The 22,948-nt window shown below is 45.3% G+C and carries 19 protein-coding genes; 13 read left to right on the top strand and 6 right to left on the bottom strand.

Going from position 1 to position 22,948, the window contains the following annotated elements; translation table 11 throughout:
* Positions 1 to 61 precede the first annotated feature (61 nt).
* The 8 genes from GYK50_RS11575 to GYK50_RS11610 all read left to right on the top strand — a co-directional run bounded on the left by GYK50_RS11575 (position 62) and on the right by GYK50_RS11610 (position 5,966).
* Positions 62 to 982, top strand: coding sequence for a nicotinate-nicotinamide nucleotide adenylyltransferase (locus GYK50_RS11575; RefSeq protein ID WP_212563986.1), 921 nt, complete (start codon positions 62 to 64; stop codon positions 980 to 982).
* A 131-nt stretch (positions 983 to 1,113) separates the two neighbouring features.
* Complete coding sequence (rsfS, locus tag GYK50_RS11580) at positions 1,114 to 1,527, top strand: ribosome silencing factor (RefSeq protein ID WP_071002442.1); 414 nt, start codon at positions 1,114 to 1,116, stop codon at positions 1,525 to 1,527.
* A gap of 210 nt (positions 1,528 to 1,737) precedes the next feature.
* A complete protein-coding gene (locus GYK50_RS11585) occupies positions 1,738 to 2,469 on the top strand; it encodes an MOSC domain-containing protein (RefSeq protein WP_212563987.1) in 732 nt (243 codons plus the stop codon).
* Between the two features lie 98 nt (positions 2,470 to 2,567).
* Positions 2,568 to 3,443 (top strand): N-acetylmuramoyl-L-alanine amidase, encoded by an 876-nt coding sequence (locus GYK50_RS11590; protein ID WP_212563988.1) that lies wholly within the window; start codon positions 2,568 to 2,570, stop codon positions 3,441 to 3,443.
* Between the two features lie 171 nt (positions 3,444 to 3,614).
* On the top strand, positions 3,615 to 4,361 hold the full coding sequence (locus GYK50_RS11595; protein WP_212563989.1) for a pyridoxine 5'-phosphate synthase: 747 nt from the start codon (positions 3,615 to 3,617) through the stop codon (positions 4,359 to 4,361).
* A 25-nt stretch (positions 4,362 to 4,386) separates the two neighbouring features.
* Complete coding sequence (locus GYK50_RS11600; RefSeq protein ID WP_212563990.1) at positions 4,387 to 5,136, top strand: type 1 glutamine amidotransferase; 750 nt, start codon at positions 4,387 to 4,389, stop codon at positions 5,134 to 5,136.
* A gap of 15 nt (positions 5,137 to 5,151) precedes the next feature.
* The gene (locus tag GYK50_RS11605) at positions 5,152 to 5,355 is read left to right on the top strand and encodes a hypothetical protein (RefSeq protein ID WP_212563991.1); all 204 of its coding nucleotides are present in this window, start codon (positions 5,152 to 5,154) and stop codon (positions 5,353 to 5,355) included.
* Positions 5,356 to 5,426: 71 nt separating this feature from the next.
* Complete coding sequence (locus tag GYK50_RS11610) at positions 5,427 to 5,966, top strand: MltR family transcriptional regulator (protein ID WP_212563992.1); 540 nt, start codon at positions 5,427 to 5,429, stop codon at positions 5,964 to 5,966.
* A 76-nt stretch (positions 5,967 to 6,042) separates the two neighbouring features.
* On the opposite strand, the gene purL is transcribed toward GYK50_RS11610, so the two are convergent.
* Complete coding sequence (gene purL / locus GYK50_RS11615; RefSeq protein ID WP_212563993.1) at positions 6,043 to 10,032, bottom strand: phosphoribosylformylglycinamidine synthase; 3,990 nt, start codon at positions 10,030 to 10,032, stop codon at positions 6,043 to 6,045.
* 442 nt (positions 10,033 to 10,474) lie between these two features.
* On the opposite strand from purL, the gene GYK50_RS11620 reads away from it, so the two are divergent.
* Together GYK50_RS11620 and GYK50_RS11625 are read left to right on the top strand one after the other, a co-directional pair.
* The gene (locus tag GYK50_RS11620; RefSeq protein WP_212563994.1) at positions 10,475 to 10,969 is read left to right on the top strand and encodes a pyridoxamine 5'-phosphate oxidase family protein; all 495 of its coding nucleotides are present in this window, start codon (positions 10,475 to 10,477) and stop codon (positions 10,967 to 10,969) included.
* A 345-nt stretch (positions 10,970 to 11,314) separates the two neighbouring features.
* Positions 11,315 to 11,809, top strand: coding sequence for a pyridoxamine 5'-phosphate oxidase family protein (locus tag GYK50_RS11625; protein WP_186475228.1), 495 nt, complete (start codon positions 11,315 to 11,317; stop codon positions 11,807 to 11,809).
* Between the two features lie 99 nt (positions 11,810 to 11,908).
* Here the strand turns inward: GYK50_RS11625 and pgsA are convergent, their stop codons facing one another.
* From pgsA to acs, 3 genes are all read right to left on the bottom strand, one after another.
* Entirely contained in the window at positions 11,909 to 12,589 is a 681-nt protein-coding gene (pgsA, locus tag GYK50_RS11630) for a CDP-diacylglycerol--glycerol-3-phosphate 3-phosphatidyltransferase (RefSeq protein ID WP_071003712.1), read from the bottom strand.
* Between the two features lie 674 nt (positions 12,590 to 13,263).
* Positions 13,264 to 14,427, bottom strand: a complete 1,164-nt coding sequence (locus GYK50_RS11635) for an NAD(P)/FAD-dependent oxidoreductase (protein ID WP_212563995.1) — start codon at positions 14,425 to 14,427, stop codon at positions 13,264 to 13,266.
* 259 nt (positions 14,428 to 14,686) lie between these two features.
* Positions 14,687 to 16,639, bottom strand: coding sequence for an acetate--CoA ligase (acs, locus tag GYK50_RS11640; protein ID WP_212563996.1), 1,953 nt, complete (start codon positions 16,637 to 16,639; stop codon positions 14,687 to 14,689).
* Between the two features lie 438 nt (positions 16,640 to 17,077).
* Here acs and GYK50_RS11645 point away from each other — a divergent pair, with 438 nt between their 5' ends.
* Together GYK50_RS11645 and GYK50_RS11650 are read left to right on the top strand one after the other, a co-directional pair.
* Complete coding sequence (locus GYK50_RS11645; RefSeq protein WP_093067317.1) at positions 17,078 to 18,361, top strand: BaiN/RdsA family NAD(P)/FAD-dependent oxidoreductase; 1,284 nt, start codon at positions 17,078 to 17,080, stop codon at positions 18,359 to 18,361.
* A 115-nt stretch (positions 18,362 to 18,476) separates the two neighbouring features.
* Positions 18,477 to 19,493: a pirin family protein gene (locus GYK50_RS11650; protein WP_093067314.1), complete on the top strand. Its 1,017-nt coding sequence runs from the start codon at positions 18,477 to 18,479 to the stop codon at positions 19,491 to 19,493.
* A 98-nt stretch (positions 19,494 to 19,591) separates the two neighbouring features.
* On the opposite strand, the gene nemA is transcribed toward GYK50_RS11650, so the two are convergent.
* Entirely contained in the window at positions 19,592 to 20,698 is a 1,107-nt protein-coding gene (nemA, locus tag GYK50_RS11655) for an alkene reductase (protein ID WP_071002472.1), read from the bottom strand.
* A 241-nt stretch (positions 20,699 to 20,939) separates the two neighbouring features.
* On the bottom strand, positions 20,940 to 21,869 hold the full coding sequence (locus GYK50_RS11660) for a DMT family transporter (protein ID WP_071002474.1): 930 nt from the start codon (positions 21,867 to 21,869) through the stop codon (positions 20,940 to 20,942).
* A 626-nt stretch (positions 21,870 to 22,495) separates the two neighbouring features.
* On the opposite strand from GYK50_RS11660, the gene GYK50_RS11665 reads away from it, so the two are divergent.
* On the top strand, positions 22,496 to 22,750 hold the full coding sequence (locus GYK50_RS11665) for a hypothetical protein (RefSeq protein ID WP_071002476.1): 255 nt from the start codon (positions 22,496 to 22,498) through the stop codon (positions 22,748 to 22,750).
* Positions 22,751 to 22,948 lie beyond the last annotated feature (198 nt).

A 22,948-nucleotide genomic window follows, 5' to 3' on the forward strand; every position in this document is an offset into this window, starting at 1 on the left:
AATAAAAGAATGAGAGGTACCAAAAACAGCGTGCACCTCATTCTTTTATTTGCATTTATTTATGCCAAATACGAGCAATAACTCTCACGAAAAGATCTCTGCCCCTGCCATCCGTGCCTATCTTGGCGGCTCGTTTGATCCGGTACATAATGGTCACCTAGAAGTGGCTCTACACGCCTATCAGGACTTGTTGCCAATCGCAAAGCAGCAAAACCGCCCCTTGCACGTTTCATTATTACCCAATGCGCGCTCGCCATTTAAAACGCAGAGCACTGACCCTAAACACCGCTTAGCCATGCTAAAGCTGGCAGTACAAGACACACTGATACAAGTCAATGAGCTTGAGCTATGGCAAGCGCCGCCTGTCTATACAATCGACACTGTACGCGCACTCAGACAACAGTACCCTTATGACTGTTTAATATTTATCATGGGTATGGACAGCGCGCGCAGTTTGGATAAATGGAAAGACGGGTTAGGACTCACTGATTATGTCAATCTGTGGATCTTTAATCGTGAGGATAGCGATCATATTAATGGTAGAGTTTCTGACAGGGCGACATCATTTGAAAACCCTATATCGACCTCGCAATATCTAGCAACCTTGCAATCGCAACTGCCGCTACCTTTACAATCACATGTAACCGACTCACCGATTGAGCTATTCACTCCAATTGCTCGATGCTTGGTAGATAGCTTAGAAACAGATGGCACTGACTTGAAAAGCGCTATGAAAGGACGCATTTATATAGATACGCGACCGATCACTGCCGTATCAAGCACGCAAATACGCGAACAACTACACATATTGGCGACTGAAACAAATAAAATGCCCGTCCCTGACAGGCAAGTCGCATCTATCGCAGCAATAAATGATATTATGAGCAATACTCACCCCAATTCATTAGCTAAATGGCTCAATCCTGCCGTTTATCACTATATTATCGCCCATCAGCTATATTCTGCTGCTCAATTCCGTTAAAATCGCCTTATCTATGTCATTTTGCCTATCCTGTCTCTATACGTGACTGACGACATATGATCAGTCGAATCAGACAAATTGACGTTTTACCCCTTTATTTTTAATAGTTACGATTGAAGAGATTAAAATTTATGATCAACACCATGACCGAAGAACGCTTAACCGTGTGCTTAAACATTGTACAAAGCGCGCTAGATGATATGAAAGCAAAGAACATCACTGTAATGAATGTAGAAGACTTAACTGACGTCACCGAGCGTATCGTCATCGCTGATGGTACCTCAAAACGTCATGTACGCGCGATGGCGGATAGCGTCGGCGCTGAAGTCAAACAAGCGGGCTTTATGCCGCTTGGCCGCGAAGGCGGTATCGACTCTGACTGGACACTGATTGACTTGGGCGCGGTTGTCGTTCATATCATGACCCCACAAGCGCGTGAGTTCTATGACTTAGAAGGCCTATGGTCATCACCGGATCAGTTGGCTGAGCTGGTCGCCACACCGCGTGAAAAGAAAACTGCTGGTCGTCGCAACAAGAACAAATAAGATTATTGAGTACAATAATCGCGTCATACTAAAAGCATAAGACCAAAAGACCAGAATCGTTATTTTGGTCTTTTTTTGTGCCGATATTTGGGGATACGCGTCATGATAATGCCTGATTAAATAGATAATTGCTGCAGAGGTTGCTATCATCTTTATCAATCACCATTGCCCAATTTTTGTTTTGATCTCAATGCTCATTAAGGATTGTCCATGTCTGCTACTCACCGCCCAAACCCTGAGATTAACCTACCCTTGCATGTGGCAAACGTAGTATGTGTCCGCGCAGGCAAAGCCATGCCCTTTACCCGTGATGAGATGAGCGCCATTGATAAAGCGCCCATTACAGCACCCGTCGCCGTCAATTTTATGGGATTGACCACTGACGAGCAAGCCGACCGCAAACATCATGGCGGCCCGCTAAAAGCGGTGCATCAAATGCCAACGGCCACTTATGAAAAAATCAATACCGAGTTTGACCTAAAAGTACGTATCGGTACGCTCGGAGAAAACCTTACCACTGAAGCCGTCAATGGCTTGCCTGAGATGGATGAGTCTAACGTCTGTATTGGCGACGTTTATCAGTATGGTGAAATAGAGGACACTGAAAGCGTGCAATTACGTATCGTGCAGCCGCGTCGCCCGTGCTACAAAATCAACGACCAAATCGGCCAATTTACCAAAGTGCCCAATATTGCCGCATGGGTCAGCAAGCAAGGTATCTCAGGCTGGTATTTTCAAGTGGTGCGTGATGGCATCATTAACGCTGATTTGCCAGTCTACTTGATAGAACGTCCTTATCCATTTGCCACGCTTGAGACACTGTGGCAGTTGTCTAATTCAAAAGAAAAGTTTGACGCTGAGGTGATTGAGCCGTGGCTCGCGATTGAGTGTTTGGAGGCGAGTTGGAAAAAGGTGTTGGCAAAAAAAATTAAAAGAGGCTGAATACAATCAGCAAAATCTTTAGACATCATCTGATAATAATAGGTGCTTAAAATATAAGTGGACAGCGACATATACCCTTTATCTACACAGAGCATTTCATGGTAAAAAACATCTTCTTAGCACTTGGCTTAGCCCTACCTTTAATTGGCTGCGTGACCACAGCGCCGCAAGTAGCAACGACCAAAAATTATAGCGTCGACAGCGATACCTATCAATCGACTGGCAAAAGCCAGCGTATCAAAACCATTGTCCTACACTACACAGTCTCAGATAATGAGCGCTCAATCAAAACATTGACCACGGGCAATGTGAGCGCGCACTATCTGGTCTTGGACAAGAACGATGATAAAATCTATAACCTCGTGCCAGAGTCTGAGCGCGCGTGGCATGCAGGCGAAGGTGGCTTTTCAGGTCGAACCATCCTCAATGATACGTCTATTGGCATCGAAATCGTCAATGCAGGAATCAAGCCTGAATATCGAGACGCGCTAAAAGATGACACGCTCGACTATCACCCTTACGATCACTACGCTGATTTTGATGAGTTACAAATCAAAAAAGTTGCCCAACTGGTGCAAGATATTGCGGGGCGTTATGACATCTCACCCAAAAACATCATCGGTCATGCAGATATGGCACCCTCGCGCAAGATCGACCCCGGTGCAAAATTCCCGTGGGAGCGACTGTATAAAGAGTACGGTATTGGCGCTTGGTATAATGAAGCGGACAAGCAAGAAATTATGAATCGGCGTACCTTGGTCACGCCAAGCGTGCAGGAGATCAAGCAAGCTTTTCGCAAATACGGCTATCAAATCAATAATAGCGACGAGTGGGACAAGCCCAGCCGCGATGTCATCTATGCGTTTCAATTGCATTTCCGGCCGCTAAAGCCAACAGGCATCATGGATATCGAGACCTATGCGATATTGCAGGCGCTCAATATGAAGTATGCTAGTCGGGATGATTTTTATTGAAGCGATACAAATATAGGCAGTTTAAAAAGATAACTGGCGCGACTGGCATGAATTTTTCGCAGCCTCTGTCAGCGTAGACACAGCACGCCAGAAAACTCATACCAGTCAAGCGTGATAACATAAGGTCTATGTTTTATTATCGGACATAACAACAATGAAAAAGGACATATTATGAGCACCCTATTTAGTGTCAATTTAAACAAACTCGCCTTAATCAGAAACTCTCGCGGCACAGATTATCCCAATCTGCTGTACTTCGTGAAGAAGCTGATTGATCTGGGAGTTAAAGGCTTTACTGTACATCCGCGACCTGATGAACGTCATATCAGATACCAAGATGTCTATGATATCAGTGAGTATCTCAAAGATTATCAAGATATCGAATTTAATATTGAAGGCAATCCGAATGAACAATTTTTAAAACTCATTCGCGAGGTCAAACCGCATCAATGTACGCTCGTGCCCGATAGTGAAGACCAGCTGACCTCTGACCACGGCTTTGATATTATCAAATATAGCGACATGCTGTCCAAACTCAGCCATGAGCTTGAAGGCTTTGGCACACGCTGCGCGGTATTTATCGATCCTGATATCGAGCAAATAAAAGCGGTCATCGCTAGCGACGTACAAACGATAGAGATGTATACCGAAGAATGGGCGCGCGCCTACAGTAATGGTAAGAACGATGGCAATATTGATTTCGATGAGGTCAAGCAACGCTTTAGCGATTGTATTAACCTCGCTAGCGAAAACGGTATGCGCGTCAACGCCGGACACGATTTGAATTTAGACAATTTAGCCGATTTGCTAAGCCTTGGTGATATCGCGGAGGTGTCGATTGGTCATGCCTTTACTATTGAATCGCTAGAGCAAGGCATGGATAACGTCGTGCGTCAGTATTTGCAGATTTGTGAATAGAACGTTTTGATAAAAGAGGTACGTTATGAGCTTACGTATTCACGCGCTGTTTCATACCGATTATGCGGATCTAAGCTTTATCAAACAGTGGGCACGCGCGCATAACCATCCGATCACCGTTAGTCGCTCCTACGATAACGACAATCTGCCAACGCTGGATAGCTTTGATTGGCTCATCGTGATGGGTGGGCCAATGAGCGTTCATGATGAGGATAAATATTCTTGGCTCATTAAAGAAAAGCGGCTGATAAAACAAGCCGTTGATGCCGGTAAAACAGTCATTGGCATTTGCTTAGGCGCGCAAATCATCGCGCATTGTTTGGGCGCTGAGGTGAAACCGTCTGGAATCAAAGAGATTGGCTGGTTACCGATGCAATTGACCGAAGCAGGTCAAGCGCATCCATTATTACAAGATCTACCCAAAGACTTTACGGTGTTTCACTGGCGCGGCGAAGGTTTTGACTGTCCCAAAGGCGCAAGCATTATTGCTGAGACGCAGGCTTGGGCAAATCAAGGCTTTATCTATCAAACGCCAAAACATAAAGCGCGTGGCACTTGGGTACTCGCTTGGCAATGTCACTTTGAAGTCACCAAAGAGAGCTTACCGAAGATGGTCTCCAATGGTAATACGGCTATTCAAAGTGGACTGAAAGACTATCCCGAAACGGTACAAGCACCGGATGAGATATTAGCGCTAGGCGATAAATATATCGAAGAAAATAACGCCAGACTTGCCACTATGTTTAATCGAATAGCATCGTCAGCAAATAAATAGTATAAGGAGTCAGTGATGAGTCATTCACAGCAAGATGAACAACAAAAACTTGAAGCGTATCTAGAAGCCAAGGCTAAAGAAGAGCAGGAAAATCAGCAACAACAAGAAAGTGAATCGCTGTCTGAATATGAGGCTTGTGTGCTTAGGGAGAGTGCTCGGGTAAAGGAGTTGATGGCTGAGGCTCAGAAGAAAACTAATCAGCGTTCAGAGAATGAATAGTTAGATGAAAATACATTTGAAATATTAATTGAAAGATAACTCCTTAACTTTTGAAAAGTCAGGACTATGTAATGAAAAGTCAAGAATACTTAGCACTTGAACAAATGATTGCTTCAGCAAATATAGAATCTGATAGAGGTTGTGCACTTATACTTTCGTCAAACTTAGAGAATAGACTAGGCAATTTTATAAAAAGACTGTGTATAAATTTACCGAAAGAGATAGAAAAGAAGTTATTTTCTGGAACAAGTAGTTTTTCTACATTTTCTTCTAGAATAGATATTTGCTATGCCCTAGGACACATCGGTGAAAAAGAATATCGTGATTTAAACTTAATTCGAAAAATTCGTAATGAGTTCGCGCATACCGAGGGTGAACTTACATTTGAATCTCATTCCATTAAGTCTCGTTGTTCTGAATTTAACTTGGTCAAGGAAGCCGAAACAGATCATCCTTCATTGGTGCACCATTTTTCTAAACCGAGAGACAAGTTTCAGATTCTAGTTTTCAGTTTATGTCTTACTATTTTAGATCGTAGTGAGAAGTTATCTAATAAAAGACCAATTACACCTACATCGAACTTTATACTTCCTAAAAACAATGCTAAGTAGTTGAAACCCCAAACACAAAAAAGGTGAGCATTACGCCCACCTTTTTTTATTACCTCAAACAATATTCTAAACTATCCTAACGCAACCAAGCCCGCGCGTTACGGAACATACGCATCCACGCGCCGTCCTCATCCCATTCTTCTGGTTTCCAGCTATGGTTATAGGCTTTTAGATTACGCTCAGGGTGCGGCATCATAATCGTGACGCGACCATCGGTGCTACACAGACCCGTGACACCGCCGAGCGAACCGTTTGGATTGAGCGGATACGTCTCAGTTGGATGACCTTGGCTATCGACATAACGCATCGCAAGCTGACCGTGTTTTGCCATACCGTCGATCTCGGTATTGTCCAGCGTGGCATAGCCTTCACCATGCGCCACCGCGATTGGCAAGATGCTGTCTTGCATGCCTTTGAACAAGATGGACTTGGTGCGCTCAACTTTGACGTTGACCGTACGCGCTTCAAATCGTGCCGACTCATTTGCGATAAAGCGTGGGAAGTTTTCTGCACCTGGAATGAGGTCTTTAAGCTGCGCCATCATCTGACAGCCGTTACAGACACCCAAGCTAAAGGTATCAGGACGGGCAAAGAAGCGCACAAACTGCATGCGTAGCTCGTCATGGAACAAGATAGAGTTCGCCCAGCCAGAGCCTGCGCCGAGGACGTCACCATAACTAAAGCCGCCGCAAGCGACCAGACCATCGAAATCACGTAGATTGACGCGACCACTCAGTAGATCGCTCATATGTACATCGACCGCTTCAAAGCCAGCTTGGGTAAAGCCTGCTGCCATTTCCGTCTGACCGTTGACACCTTGCTCGCGGAGGATTGCGACTCTTGGCTTGTCTTCACGACTGTTCAGATATGGCGTCTCGATCTTTTGATTGAGATCGAAGTTTGGCGCAGCGATAAGACCTTTATGATTAGTATCGGCAATCAAGTCATACTCTTGTTGCACGCATGCTGGATTATCACGGCGGCGCGCGATTTGATAACTGACTTGACTCCACTGCTGTTGCAGCTCGCTGCGGCTAAATCTAAGCGTTTTATCGCCTTGATGTAGCGGCGTTTGGATAATGAGGCTATCTTCCTCAGTGCTTTGTCCGACGAGGCTAAGCATATCGCTGACATTGTATTCGTCCGCTAGCGCCACTAAAGCGGCAACGTTCTCTGGCATGACTTGGATGACCGCGCCCAGCTCCTCACTGAACAGTTGACCGAGTAAGTTGTCATCATCTAATGACAGCTTGATACCTTGGCGGCTGGTGAACTGCATCTCTGCGATGGTCGCTAATAGACCGCCATCACCGATATCGTGATAAGCGCTGATGACGCCTTGCGCGTTGCCCGCTTGCACAAAGTTAAAGAAGTCGATCAAATCACTTGGCTGCTCTAGATCTGGGCAGTCGTTACCTAGTTGGCTAAGCGTTTGCGCAAGGATCGAACCGCCTAGACGCAATTTACCTTTAGATAGGTCAATACGGTAGAACGCGCTGTCACCATTGATTAGCTCAGGGGTTAGCGTTTTTGCGACGTCAACGACAGGAGCAAACGCAGTCACAACCAAACTCATTGGCGAGACGACTGATTTGTCAGCGCCCTCTTCATCAGTCCAGTTAGCACGCATAGATAGCGAGTCTTTACCAACAGGGATGGCGATACCGAGTGCTGGGCACAGCTCTTCACCGATTGCATGTACTGCATCGAATAGTGCCGCATCTTCTGCATCATCACCGCATGCTGCCATCCAGTTCGCTGACATGGTGATATCAGACAACTGAGCGATACGCGCGCCCGCGATGTTAGTAATCGCTTCGCCGACCGCTAGACGCGCAGAGGCTTTTGGATTGATAAGGGCAACAGGCGTACGCTCGCCGACACTCATGGCTTCACCAGTCATCGGCTGACCATCTAGCGCCACTAAGCCTGACGCCGTCACCGCACAATCTGATACAGGCACTTGATAGCGTCCCACATACTGATCACGCACGACCATACCGGTGATAGAACGGTCACCAATGCTAATCAAGAATGATTTGCTCGCCACGGTTGGGTGACGCAATACATCGGTAATTGACTCGGCTAGATTAACTTCACCAAGCTCTAATGCTGGTAACGTGCTATCAGTACGCTCAAAGCTACGCTGCATTTTTGGTGTACCGCCGAGTAGTACTTGCATCGGCATATCGACTGGTTGCTCAGCTAATAGCTCGTCATCAACGATGAGCTGACGGATATCCGTCGCCGCGCCCAAGATGGCATATGGACAGCGCTCACGGGCACAGATGGCATCGAACTGATCTTTGCTCTCTGGACGAATCGCCAGCACATAACGCTCTTGCGCCTCATTAGACCAGATGGCCATTGGCGACATGCCCGCTTCTAACGATGGGATCTTACGCAAGTTCAGATGCGCGCCCATTTCATGGTCGTTGACCAGCTCAGGCATGGCGTTTGACAGACCGCCCGCGCCCACATCATGGATCGAGACGATAGGGTTGTTGTCCGAATTGTCATTGCCGTCTTTGTCCGCGCCAGCTAAGGCCCAGCAGCGATCGATGACTTCTTGACAGCGACGCTCCATCTCAGCGTTATCGCGCTGGACTGAGGCAAAGTCCAAGCCTTCATCAAGCTCGCCACTATCGACCGATGAGGCCGCGCCGCCGCCCAGACCGATTTGCATCGCAGGGCCACCCAAGACGATAAGCAAATCACCTTTTTTAATCGCATTTTTTTCAATCAGATTGCGTTTGATATTGCCGTAACCACCTGCCAGCATGATGGGCTTATGATAGCCGCGCATCTCGCTACCGTCTTTTGCCGTAGATGTATCTAGCTGAAAGCTGCGGAAATAACCGCATAGGTTTGGACGACCAAACTCGTTTGAGAAGTTGGCGCTACCTAATGGGGCATCAAGCATAATCTCAAGGCTGGTTGCCATACGGTCTGGCGTACCATAGGCTTGCGTGCTCAGTTGGCCTGACTGCTCCCATTTCTCGGACAGCTCTGGGATATGCAAGTGTGACACATGGAATCCTGCTAGACCCGCTTTTGGCTTACCGCCACGACCTGTCGCACCTTCATCACGAATCTCACCGCCAGAACCCGTTGCTGCACCTGAATACGGAGCAATTGCCGTTGGGTGATTGTGCGTCTCAACCTTCATCAAGATATCGATGTCTTCTTGATGGAATCCATAAGGATGGATTGAATTGGCATCCATCGCATCCGTTGGGATAGGATAAAAACGCATACCATCAGATCCAGCCATCACAGCGGCGTTGTCTTTATAGGCTGATAAGATACCTTGTGGATTCGACTGATAGGTGTTTTTGATCATTTGGAATAGTGATTTTGGCTGCACCTCACCATCAACGGTCCACTGGGCATTAAAGATCTTATGACGGCAATGCTCTGAGTTCGCCTGTGCAAACATCATCAGCTCAACGTCCGTTGGATTGCGACCTAATTCATTGACATACGCATTCATCAGATAGTCGATATCTTCGCTGGATAACGCAAAACCGAACTCGGTATTGGCCGACTCTAGCGCTGACTGACCTTGTCCGATGACATCGATATGATTCAGTGAGGCTGGCGCTTGATCGTCAAACAATTTGCTGACATCGCTCAAGTCATAAACCAAGCTCTGAGTCATACGGTCAAACAATAACTGCTCAGCGGCAGCGGGTAGCTTGTTGTCAGCCGCTTCATTCTCAAGTGTTAGCGTGTAAACCACGACACGCTCAACACGGTTGATCTCGATTTCACAGTTATTGAATATATCGGTGGCTTTACTTGCCCATGGTGAGATGGTGCCAAAGCGCGGCGCAACGATCACTTGCAGTTGGTTGTCTTGTGGCGTGGTAAGCGCAATCGCTTCTTTGATCCCAAACAAGTCTAAGGATTTTTTGTGCTCATCACCGCTCAATTCGCGTGAGAGTACATACACTTGCTGAGTACTTATTTGACTAACATTTAGCTTGGTTTTTTGCTGGAACTGACTGATGAGTTGCTGCGTCTGAAAATCGGTAAGAAACGGTTGTCCGGCGATGGTCATCATAAAGGCATAATCCGTAAGATCAAGGCATCTCTGCCATGCTAAGTAAATGGTCTGGGTATTATAACAAGAAGACCTATAATAAGCAGGTTTAAACCAAGATAAATTGCTGATAACTGATACGGTGTCGCCGCTAACTACATGCTCAATAACACAATCAATCAATTCAATAATCCGCCCATGAGTGTTTAGCCCATGAATGTTTAGATAGCATTCACATACAGTGACGACACTCGGCGTCGCAATTTTTACCTAACCCTCATACTCCTTACAAACACTCACATCGCATTACTGGCCACCTATATAAATGTAGGACCGCTAATCGGTATTCTAGTTCCAGTTGTTAAGGCGATGTTTTTAAAAGATGAATTACATCTACCTTGAATAAAAATGATTACTACAAACAATTAACTTTCTAATCACTATAAAGAAAAGGAAATCCTCTATGAATAAGCAAGAACAAATCGACAAAATTCAAAACGTTATTAAAGATGTAAAATTTGCGATGTTAAGCACCGTCAATAGTAAAGGTGACGTACATGCGTGGCCAATGACAACCAGCGAAGCGAGTATCGGTGGTAAAGAAATTTGGTTCATCGGTGATAAAACCTCAGATGTGGTCAAAGACATTCAGAACAATCAAAAAATTGGTCTGTCTTATGCTTCTAAAGATGAAAAAGACTATGTCTCTGTCAGCGCCAATGCTGAGTTACCAACGGATAAAAACAAATTAGAAGAACTATGGTCACCAGTCTACAATGCATTTTTTGAACATGGTAAAGAAGATCCAAACGTACAGTTAATCAAGGTCGTTCCACATGGCGTTGAGTGCTGGTTAGGTGGCAGCTCTACTATCAATATGTTCAAAATGGCAGCAGCAGCCCTACAAGATGGCAAAACCGCCGAAGATATCGGTGAGCAGTTCGAAATATCGCTATAGTTTAGAAGCCATATATAACTTCATTTGGCTCAGATAAGCCTACGGTTACTGAGTCGCCCAAAACGTCAATATGCCTCGGTTTATTGGCGTTTTTTATTGCCTTATTTTTGGTAAGGTTATTTTTAGACAGTATTTTTTGATTGATAAATCATCTACTGAATAAAATCACGCAGATAATTACAAACTTTCACAGGGTATTACAGACCAGCTGTATCGTTCTATTAGGTGATATCGCTATATTGATAACTGTTAATAGGCGTCATTGACCACCTTATCAGTACTCTAGATCACTCTTACCGAATAATAATTTTTACTCCAAATTTTAAATAGTAAAGGATAACTACGATGAGCAAGCAACAACAAATGGACACCATCCAAGCCATGGTAAAAGACATCAAATATACGATGATGACCACGCGCACCAGTGAGAACCATCTTCACTCATGCCCCATGAATACCACCGAGACCAGTATTGGTGCCAAAGAAATTTGGTTTATCGGTCACAGCCCTTGTGAGACCATCGATAACATCAAAAACGATCCACAAGTCAATTTGGCCTATGTCAGCCAAGACAACAAACAATATCTGTCTATCACTGGTAAAGCGGAGCTGGTAGATGATAAAGACAAGTTAGATGAGCTGTGGTCGCCTATGTACAATGCGTATTTTGAAAAAGGCAAAGAGGACCCACGCGTTCAGCTAATCAAAGTCACCCCACATGGCGCTGAGTACTGGGCAAATGGTAATGCCATCACTAGTGCTGTCAAAATGGCGGCGGCGGCAGTGACAGATAATGCCATTGAAAAGAGCTTGGGTGAGAATTTTTCGATAGAGCTGTAATGCTTCAATCTTTAAAACAGTAAGAATAGACAAATAAAAAACGCCAGTCGCATGAGCCACTGGCGTTTTTTATGCAGGTTACGATTGTTTGTCTTACTATTAGCCGCTTTGCTTCAAATAAGGCCACGCAGCTTTGAGATAAATCATCATTGACCAAAGCGTCAATATCACCGCGGCGACCATCAGCGCATAACCGACCGTCTCAAGCGACTCCCAGTTTAATAACAGTACTGTAATCGCTATCATCTGAAAGGTCGTTTTTAATTTGCCCACATAGGACACAGCGACACTGGTTCGGTTGCCAAGCTCTGCCATCCACTCGCGCAATGCGGATACAGCGATCTCACGTGAGATGATGACGATCGCAGCGATTGCCATAATAATATTGGGATGCCATTGCACCAAAACGATCAAGGCCGCCGCCACCATCAGCTTGTCAGCAACTGGGTCCAAAAAGCGTCCAAACGCTGACATGACATTCAGCTTACGAGCAAAGTAACCATCTAGCCAATCGGTAATTGCTGCAATAATAAAGACGCTGGTTAATAATAAATGGCGCAATAGGCTATCGCTAAACTCACTCATCCCCACTCGCGCAATGACGTTGTCTGAGATTGCAGGCATACCGATGCCCATAGCAGGTGGCCAGTACGCAATCGCAACAAACAACGGAATCATCAAGATACGAGCAATCGTAAGATTGTTGGGCAAGTTAAAAATACTTTTAGTATTTTGCGAACTTGACGGCTCCTGCGTGTGCAAATGCGTGCTCTCAGTCATGGCAAACCCAGTGTAATATCGACATAATAATGGCAGATAGCTTAGCATTTTTCCGTCATGCCGTCATGCCATCTCTTTAATGATTGAATGATTCAAACTATCAACATCGAGTCATTCGTTTCATAATGATATAACCCATTGAAATCATTTGTATCTTTTATTAAAAGCATTATAAAATTCTTAAAAACAATCTGCTACCTAATGTAACGTCCTATTATGTATAGGGCTCGATAGTTGGTCACAGGCTGTTTACTTATCTGCGTCTTTCTTCTTACTTCCCAATGACAGAGTCTATGCTGTGATCGTGCAGCCGAGTATTTTTACAAAGTAATATACTGTAACCAAAATAACCAAATAGCAAGCAACTGAGTTATGATATCAACTGTCACAAAACACTTGTACACTTAAATATGTAAGCAAATATATGTACCCATTGTATTGGTTATTATTGCCCTAATAAATAACGGTATAGAAAGATAATAATGACAACAAGTCATGACCACGGAGTCTGTCGTCAATCTCCACAGCCCGTTTTCCTCAGCCCACAGCACCTCCTCTGTGGGCTTTTTTTTGCCTCGCTATTTATAACAGGTTCAAATCTCGATGCCTATCGCTATAAACACGTAAAAACCTCTCTAGCGATTGGCAGCCGATAGATTCAGCCAGCAATCAACTCATATAGATCGTGCCCTATAGACTGCCTCTACTGTCTGCCGAGCTACCTGATAGCAGCTTTCGATATTGCCGCGTGCGCACCAGTCACCACTGACCATCCACTGTCTGGTTTCATCGACTAAGATACCTAGCTCTTTAGTATCTGTATCTATTATAGTAGCCGCATAGCGCCAGCGATGACAATCTGTTTGGCTTGGAGCACTATCTTTGTCCCAGTTTAAGGCTTGCTGCGCTGCCATTAATAACGCGGCTTTGACTGTCTCCAAATCATCATCGACGTGGACTTGTGACCAGTCATTACGCGCATGAATGGTGATGCTTGGTAATAGCTCATCACGAGCGGGTTTATGATGTTCAATAAATATTCTATCGAGTACCTCACTATTTAAATAAGCAACATCCCACTGCGGTGCTGTTTGAGAGTTCAATGTTTCAGGTAATTCTTGGGTATTGTCCCAACCGAGCATCAACGTATAGCAGGCCTGCATCTGCGGCTGAGTGATGTTAACTTGCTGACTAAACCCACTGTCTGCCATCAGCTCTACTGCCTGACCGTTTGGTGCAGTACAAATGACCCAGTCAAACCAACCAAGACTATTCCCTGTCTCGTCAAATAGCTCAGTTTTTTTATTATTTGAGTGAATAGTATGCTCATCCAGCGGAGCCACACGCGTCTTAAACACTATGTTTGTGTGCCTGAGCCCAGCGGCCAACTCACGTCCCCAACTGCTCATTTTTGGTGTGCTGATATAGCGCGCATGCACGGTATCCCACTGCTCTTTACTTTGGATATCAGGCGATTGACCATTATCATTCGCGGGCGTGAGCTCGACCACGTTGGCACACCATGGCTGTAGCAGCCCAGTATCTAGCCAAGGGACGATAAACTGCTGAAAACTATCAGTCTTTGCCGTAAAGAACTGTGCACCAAATGCCCATTGCCAGTTTTTACCTGTGTCACTGTCGGTACGATAGCGCGTCGCTAACCGGCCAACACTACGCGACTTTTCAAAAATAGTGATTTGCGGTGTATTGGATAGATCGTGTGTCTGATTTGAGGCGCGTTCTAGTAGTGTCGCGGTTAGCAGTCCTGTCAGACCACCACCGATGATCGCGATTTTTGGTAAAGATTTATCCGTTGAGAGCAAAGTATGATCAGTCATAATGACAGGAAACCTTATCGAGTATTTATGAGTCGCTACCATCTATAAATGGCAAAACGATCTCTTATATGGCGGGCAACTAGTGGGTAGCAATGTTCATTGACCATTGATATTGAATCGTCAAAACGCCGCAATATCAATATCGTCTGCGTAAAAAAGCCATGCTATTCACAATAACATGGCTTTTATTTGACGTTGCTGAACGGATATCAAAGTTGAAATAGCACCGTTCGCGTGCCCGATAGACGGGCTAACGCAACTACTCTCCGCGGCTCGCTTTGACTTCTTCTACCAAATCATTGATCACTGAGCTGTCCGCCAGCGTAGATAAGTCGCCCAATCCGACATACTGACCTTCTGCCAGCTTACGCAAGATACGACGCATAATCTTTCCTGAGCGAGTCTTTGGTAGCGCATCCACCATATAAATAGCATCTAAGGTCGCAATCGGCCCAATCTCGGCACGCACATGACGTTTTAGCTCCGCTTTTAGATCGTCTGTTTTTTCTTCGCCAGACTTTAGAATGATAAAGGCACAGATACCTGTCCCGCGAATCTCATGCGGCATACCAACAATCGCGGCCTCGGCAGTAGCCGGATGAGCAACCAATGCACTCTCAATCTCTGCCGTACCCAAGCGATGCCCTGAGACGTTTAGCACGTCATCCACGCGGCCTGTGATCCAATAATGTCCGTCTTCATCACGCTGCGCACCATCACCTGTGAAGTAATAGCCGGGATAATCGCTAAAATAGGTTTTCAAAAAGCGCGGATGGTCATTGTAGATCGTACGCATTTGCCCAGGCCAACCAGTACTGATGACCAAATTACCTTCAGCAGCGCCTTCCATGATTGCGCCTTCAGCATTGACGACTTCAGGTTTAATACCATATAGTGGCGTCATCGCGGCACCCGGCTTAAGATCGACCGCTCCCGGAATCGGTGCCATCAAAATACCGCCTGTCTCCGTTTGCCACCACGTATCGACAATGGGACACTTGCTGTCACCAACGACATGATAGTACCAATCCCACGCTTCTGGGTTGATTGGCTCACCGACTGAACCTAGCAAACGCAGGCTTGAGCGATCTGACTCACGTACAAAGGCATCACCCTCTTTCATCATTGCTCGAATCGCCGTTGGGGCGGTGTATAAAATGGTCACGTCGTGCTTGTCGATGATGTGTCCGATACGTGCCCATGTTGGATACTCTGGCACCCCTTCAAAAATGACTGTCGTGGTGCCATTGGCGAGCGGTGCATATGTTGAGTAGGTATGACCTGTGATCCAGCCCACATCTGCGGTACACCAATAAACGTCATCTTCTTTGACATCAAAGACATCACGGAAGGTAGACAAGGCATAAGTGATATAACCCCCTGTGGTATGCACAACGCCTTTGGGTTTACCCGTTGAGCCAGAGGTATACAATAGGAATAATGGATCTTCGGCATTCATCACTTCAGGCTCACAGATTTCTGATTGCCCATCAACGAGATTGTGATACCAGACATCGCGGCGACCGCTCATCGGTATAGAGTTGCCTGTGCGGTGGACGACGATGACTTTTTCGACACTGTCTGTGCCATCCATCTCAAGAGCATGATCGACATTGGCTTTGAGCGGTGTATGTTTGCCGCCACGTAAACCTTCATCAGCCGTAATAACGACTTTTGAGCGACTGTCTATCAAACGATTGCCCAGACTCTCAGCAGAAAACCCACCAAATACCACTGAATGCACCGCACCAATACGCGCACATGCCAGCATCGAGACCATGGCTTCTGGTATCATTGGCATATACAACGTGACCCGATCGCCTTTGCCAACGCCAAGCTTGCGTAGCGAGTTGCCCAGACGACAGACTGCTTCATGTAATTCTTTAAAAGAAATAATCTTGTGTAGTGAAGGGTGATCCCCTTCCCAAATAATAGCTGGCTTGTATGGATCTTTTTCGAGGTGACGATCAAGACAGTTGACGGAGATATTCAGCTCACCATCTTCAAACCATTTAATACTGAAATCGTCTAAGTCATAATTGACATTGCTGACTTTGGTCGGTTTTTTTATCCAGTCGATCAGCTCAGCACGCTTCGCCCAAAACGCATCATTTGCTTCGATAGATTGATTGTAGTCTTCGAGATACTTTTCAGGGGTGGTATTGGCAGCAGCCATAAACTCGGCTGAGATTGGAAATGATTTCTGGGTCATAGTATGGTTCCTTTTTAATTATCATGACTTACACAGAAAATCGTATATAACGACTAACCATGCAGGCAATAAGAGTCATCTTCCATAATGCGTGACACTCAGCGATAGTTTGACAAATAAGCGTGTCGGTTGCAAGACATCATCAGCCAATCATAACAATTTCGCTGTACATCTGTATACTTGGTGATTGATAGCAGCGGTTATTGAAGAGTTATTAGTAAGGATTATTGCAACATCGCAATCAAGAGTGCTCTTGATATGCAGATGCCATGTCACAGCTCATCGGATATCACATTTAATCCTTGTAACCTCAAATGAAATATGGACAATAGCTACCCTACCGATACTGCTTTAGACAACACCGCCGATCTGTATTATTAACACATACAATTGGTTTTGTTATCACCTTTTTTTAAATGATTGTTTTACGAGACCACAATGACTAATCACCGCAATGCACAACCCTCTACTCACTATGACGTCATCATCGTCGGCGCTGGCGCTTCAGGATTATATTGTGCGCTCACCGCCGGTCGCCGTGGTCGTCGCGTTTTGGTCATAGATCACGCCAATAAAGCAGGCAAAAAGATTTTGATGTCAGGTGGTGGCCGCTGCAACTTTACCAATTACTTCGTCGAACCTGAGCATTTTATCGGTGCCAATCCTCACTTTTGTAAGTCGGCACTGAGTCGCTATCCAAGCTGGGAGTTTATCGGCATGGTAGAGGCGCATCAGATTCCCTACCATGAGCGTGAACACGGGCAGCTATTTTGTGATGATTCTGCCCAAGATATCCTCACTATGCTCCTTGATGAATGTACGGCTGTCGGTGTGCAAATCAAGCTCAATACCCAAATCAATCATGTACAGACGACTGACCATGATAAAGCAAAACGGTTTGAGCTAATAACCAGCAAAAAGCTTGGCAAAAAAGACGTCGCAAGCGAGAGTCAATCGTCACAGACGCGCTATCGTTGTGAGTCGTTAGTGGTAGCCACTGGTGGTTTGTCTATTCCAACGATGGGCGCAAGCGGCATTGGCTACGAGCTAGCGCAGCAGTTTGGGCATACCTTGATAGCAACCGATGCCAGTCTCGTACCATTTACCTTCACGGACAAAACAGGCGAGCTGATTCGTAGCTTAGCAGGCATCAGCCTACCAGTCATTGCCAGTAACGAGCGTATCTCTTTTAAACTGCCTGTACTGTTTACCCATCGCGGGCTCTCTGGCCCTGCCATGCTCCAGCTATCGAACTATTGGCACAGTGGTGAGACGATCAGCATTAACCTACTGCCCGATGTAGATGTCACCGATATTTTACTCACCCGCAAAAAGTCACACCCACGCCAACTGATCCGTACTGTATTGGCAGAAAACACAGACAACGCACTACCCAAAAAACTATTGGCAGCACTACAGACCCAGCTTTGGGACGATATCAAAGATACTGAGCTTGCCAATATCAAAGATGAGCGACTGAGTGAGCTTGGCGCTACCCTCAACGGCTGGCAGCTCAAGCCGTCTGGTACTGAAGGCTATCGCACGGCCGAGGTCACCCGCGGCGGCGTAAAAACCGATGAGGTATCCTCAAAGACCATGCAAAGCAATCTACAAGAGGGCTTGTATTTCATCGGCGAAGTGCTCGATGTAACAGGCTGGCTTGGTGGTTATAACTTCCAATGGGCTTGGGCCAGTGGCTTTGTGAGTGGCGAGGTCGTTTAAGAAGCAGTCGCATTTGATAGCTTAAAATAAACACGACATAAGTTCATTTTATTATGAAATTGCGGTATAATATTAACTAATATGACTTATGCTAGATAAAATCATGAGGTAATCCATGCGTCCAATCAAACAGATTCATGGTGATAAAGCACCACATTGGGTCGGTGACGGATTCTTTGTGAAAACATTGATCAATTATGTCGATGACCAACCAGACTTCAATTACAGTCATACCGATCCATTTTTACTATTTGATTATGGCGAGCCGACGACATTTGCACCAAATCCTGATTATCAGACGCAGCCACATGGCATTGGCAAACACCCTCATAAAGGTTTTGAGACCGTCACCCTCGCGTACTCAGGTGAAATCAGTCATGCTGACTCTATCGGTGGACGCGGGGATATTTTGGAAGGCGATGTGCAATGGATGACCGCTGGTCGCGGCATTCTACACGAAGAGTTCCATTCTGAGGCGTTTGGGCAGCGCGGTGGTGTGTTTAGTATGGTGCAAATGTGGGTCAATCTGCCAAGCGCGCACAAGCTGACTGATCCTAAATATCAATTTATCAAACGTGCTGAGATGCCTATCATAGAATTGGTGGACAGTCGCGATGCCGACTCTCAAGATAATCTTACTAAAGATGCTGTTGCTCAAAGCGCTGACAAACAAACGGTCATCGGTCAAGTTGCCATCATTGCAGGTGACTGGCATGGCGTCACAGGTAATGCGGTAACCTTTACGCCCATTAACCTATGGGATATCGCGCTGCATACCGCAGGCACAACGATACTCGAAGTACCTAGCACGCACAATACCCTGCTTCTCGTACAAGAAGGCCGAGTACTGGTCAATGGCACATCTATCAGTGCAGGCAATCTGATTCAGTTTGCAGCGCCGATTGAACCATCTGTAGATTCTCAACCTGTACCTTTATCTGATGCTGCTACCGATACTATTGAGCTCACCTATTCTACCGATAACGATGAACACACTCCTGCCAAACTACTGTTGTTAAGTGGTGAACCTATCGGTGAGCCTATCGCAGGTCACGGCCCCTTTGTAATGAATACCCAAGATGAGCTACGACAAACGTTCCGTGATTATCAAACAGGCAATTTTGGTACATAATGAAAATAGAAGCACAAAAAAGCCCTCTGACTACCGATAGTCAGAGGGCTTTTATGAAGCATAATTTAGCTATTTAGTCAGCAGAACCGACAAATAAACTATTGCGCCTGATCCATAAACGGATAATCAGTGTAGCCAACCGTGCTGCCACCATAGAAGCTCTCTGGATGCTGCTCGTTGAGCGGTGCACCCTCTTGAATACGTTCAGCGAGATCAGGATTGGCAAGATAATCACGACCGAATGCTACTGCGTCGATATAACCTGCCTTGATATTTTTTTCTGCTTTGTCCGCATCATAGCCTCCCGCCGCGATGATGGTCTGATCGAACGCATCACGGACACGCTGACGGAACTCATCGCTATACGGCGTACCCCCTGCCCAGTCTGGCTCTGACAGATGCAAATACATTAGACCACGCTTGTTGATTTGCTCAATCAGCCAAATGTTATCGTCTTCTTCGTAGCCTCCCTCAACATTGTTGAACGTGCCAAGTGGTGAAATACGAATACCCACGTGATCAGCATCCCATGCCTCTGCGCAAGCATCAATCACGTCCAAGGTCAGACGCGCGCGGTTTTCGCGGCTGCCACCGTACTCATCGTCACGCTGATTGGTATGCTTGGCCCAAAACTGATGCAGCAAATAACCATGCGCGCCATGAATCTCAATACCATCAAACCCCGCTTCCTGCGCGCACTTGGTTGCATGTGCAAAGTCAGTAACCACTTGCTGAATCTCATCAAGACTGGCTGGGCGCGGCGGCGTGGCATCCGCGCGAATGGCTTGGTTGTCACTATCACGCAATGAGGTACGGATACCTACATCGACATCTGAGGCTGAAATTGGCGCACGGCGCTCAGGTTGTACGCTTTCATGTGAGACAAGTCCTGTGTGCCATAGCTGGACGACAATCTTGCCACCTTTGGCATGGACATTGTCAACGATGGCTTTCCATGCAGTGACTTGATCTTGAGTATGTAGCCCTGGTGCGCCTGCATAGCCTTTTGCTTGAAACGATACTTGCGTCGCTTCAGTGATGACAAGGCCCGCCCCTGCACGCTGCGAGTAGTACTCTGCTGCCCATGTGATAGGGACATCGCCTGGCTCAACGGCACGCAGACGTGTCAGTGGAGCCATCATAATGCGGTTTTTTAGCGTTTGTGTGCCCATTTTTACAGGCTCAAATAAAATATCGTGTGCCATAATCTGTCCTATTGGTTATTGTCGCTATTTATGATCTTTAGTTATAGCAACCATCATTCATACTGATTATTATCGAATGCTGTTTAGAAAAACTTATAATATCATTAGTAAATCTACGTTTAGCGCCTACATTTATAGGGGATAGATTTCATTATTCCAAGCAATATTTACAAACAGATACAACAATATTCACCTATACAAATCTTCGTATTTGTTTACTACGAAGACTGTTTACTAAGCCTTAAATACTGTTCATCTGGGCCTTGTCTTTTGGCTTTAGCATTTTCTTAATTGATAGCTCTAATGACAGATATGTGCCGATTAATATCACAATCGAACCAATGATGGCTTGTATATTTAGCGCCTCGCCAAGCAATAGATAGCCCAAAATAATCGCAAAAATTGGAATGACTAACGTGATACTCGTGGCACGCGTTGGCCCAATATTTTTGATCAACTGATTCATAAAAATAAGGGCAATGGCGGTTGAAAACACACCGATACATATTACAGATACCCATGCCTTTATGCTGATCGCTTTGCCATAAGGGAACTCTGTAAAAGTCACCGGCAGCATGATAAGGCTACCGATGATGAGTGAACCTGCCGTGATCGCAACTGGCGAGACATCGTATAAGTAGTTTTTGGTGATGTTTGCGCCAAGCGCATAACCCACACAAGCGAATAGCGCGTAGCCCATCGGTAATAATCCCTCGACCAAGCCTTTACCCTGATCGCCACCACCAAATAAGCTTTCGCTCATCAATATAATCACCCCAACTACCCCAATCACCAATCCAAGCGCTTGTTTTTTGGACAGTCTGTCTTTAAAGAAGACGCGAGCGATAAAGCCGCTCATCATCGGTACGGAAGCGTTTAGTACGGCGAGTACGCCTGCATTCACTGACTGCGCAGAAAAAGAAAACAACACAAATGGCAATGCGGCAGAGAATAAGCCAACCAGCGACAGCATTTTCCAGTGCTGTTTGATACCAACTCTGTTTTTCTTTTTTAGCAGTACAAATACGAGCATGACCAATCCTGCAAAAATCACCCGCAAACTGGCAAATGCCAACGAACCAAATTCAGGCACGCCAACCCGATAAAACACAAAAGAGAGTGACCACATAAAAGAGAGGGTCACAAAGATGATGAGATCACGGTTGGTCATCGGATAATCCTATTAAGCACGTAGACTGCATTTGCCAACTCGTGTCGGTCATAACCGTCTGATATGTGGTGGAGGTTAATGTGCTAATAAGGCACTATGATGGTAAATCTATAACCACCTTGTATATTGCTTTTTATAGGTGTCATCGCACATTCTTATGGATTAACCTGTCTTATTTAAAGCCATTTCACGATGTCTAGCTTTTCTATATCTTAGATAACTGGGTAAAATACTTTATCGAGCGAAAAGCCAGTAGACGCTGCTACCCTACAATTTTTCTACTTTAGCCTATTTCAGCGCTTTATTATTTATATACTGGCAAACTCCAAAGTCACTCTTGAGTCATTACCCTCATCAGTATGTATAAGAATAGAACCTATCTTGATATCGAAGCTTTCTAACAATAAGACTCATCGATAGACAATCTTAATAATATCAAAGTATAAGCAATGCCATCTAATCAGTAGGAGGTTTCCTTAAAAATATAATAATTGATATTTGTTTGCTAATTTTTTACTATCTATTTACTATCTAAGAGGTATTGGCTCGTATCTGGCGATACAAAAATAGATGACAAATTACACAAAAAGCTAAACTGTCAGTATGAGGGCGCTGAAGGTGCAGCGATGAGTTATAGCTTTAGGCAGGTCTCTTATAACCTGCCAGGACTTGGCAAAATGGCCACATCTAATCAAGCAAACTACAATGACCGTAATGAGATCACTGGATGGACGACCACCGTCAATGATGAGCCAGCCATTATCAGATATCGTTTGCCAAGCAATCAGCGTATCGTCAGTGATGCCTATGCGCAGTCTGGCAAAGCGGTGATGCAGTGTTATCTTAGTACCAAGTCGCAGTGGGAGATTTGTGCTGAATAGAGTGAGATATTATTGAGATTTAATACATCATAAAGCTGAGCTTATTGCTCAGCTTTTCCACTACTAGCAGCAAGACTTAATACTTTTTACGTTATAGTATTGCTTACATATTCCATCGAATTACTCTCCCTACCACTCTATCATTGAACCCCAATCTTTTATCAGTAAGAATATCAGTATCTATTTGTAGCACTTCCC

Source organism: Psychrobacter pacificensis, from assembly GCF_018336615.1.
In the GTDB taxonomy this organism is placed as follows: Bacteria; Pseudomonadota; Gammaproteobacteria; order Pseudomonadales; family Moraxellaceae; genus Psychrobacter; species Psychrobacter pacificensis.